We start from the raw sequence: 867 nt of genomic DNA on the forward strand, positions 1-867 counted from the left end.
GACCGGCAGGTGCACGGCGGTGCAGCGGTCCGCGCCGAACCTGTCGGCCCAGGCGCGCACCACGTCGCCGGTGCCGTCGGTGGAGCCGTTGTCCAGCAGGGCGATGCGGGCCACGTCGGGCAGACCGGGGGCCAGGTGGGCAAGGGCGGTGTCGAGCTCTTGCGCCTTGTTCCACGAATAGAGCAGCACGGCGGTGGACCCTGCGGGCGCGGCTTCCGGAGTGTCCACGCCGCGCCAGACGTCGTGGGCGCGCAGGGCGAGGTTGACGTGCCAGGGCCGGGCGGCCAGCACCGCGTCCCACAGGATCAGGGCGGCGGGGGTTTCACCCAGGCGGACCAGGCAGTGGGCGGCGTGCTCCACCGGGGCCAGCCAGAAGCCACTGCGCGGTACGGCGGTGGACGCCCGATCGGATGCAGGCAGGCCCGAGGGAATCAGGCCGGACGCAGGCAGGCCGGACACGGCCAGTGCGGCATCGCGAAAATGGGCCAGTGAGGCGTCATGGTGGCGGGCGGCGGTGGCCCCGCCATCAGCAAGCCCCACACAGGAGGAAGCGCGGTTGGCCGCGAGGCAGCCGTGAAGATGGTCGAAAAGCGGGGCGAGAGGGGGTAGGCCGGATCCACCAGACGGGGCAAGCCGGGCTGCGGCCCGGTGCAGGTGGCTCTCCAGCCAGTCCAGGTCGCCGGAAAGTTCGCCCACGGCCACGGCCTGCTGCACCCAGAACAGGTTGTCCGGCTCGCGTTGGCGCTCGTCATCCACATGGCGTTGCAGGCGCATCCAGTCGGTCTGGGCGGCCAGCCGTTCGTAGCGGGCAAGGTCGGCGGGCCGTCGCCAGGCCCCGTGCACGGCGGCCAGCAGCGCGGCCAGCGC

The 867-nt window shown here is 73.1% G+C and carries 1 protein-coding gene; it reads right to left on the reverse strand.

The annotated features are described in order from the left end of the window. Nucleotides 1-867, reverse strand: an 867-nt coding sequence (locus FVW20_RS17010; RefSeq protein WP_372435017.1) for a glycosyltransferase family 2 protein, incomplete at both ends; no start/stop codon positions are given.

This window comes from Nitratidesulfovibrio oxamicus (assembly GCF_015731765.1).
GTDB classification, from domain to species: Bacteria; Desulfobacterota; Desulfovibrionia; order Desulfovibrionales; family Desulfovibrionaceae; genus Cupidesulfovibrio; species Cupidesulfovibrio oxamicus.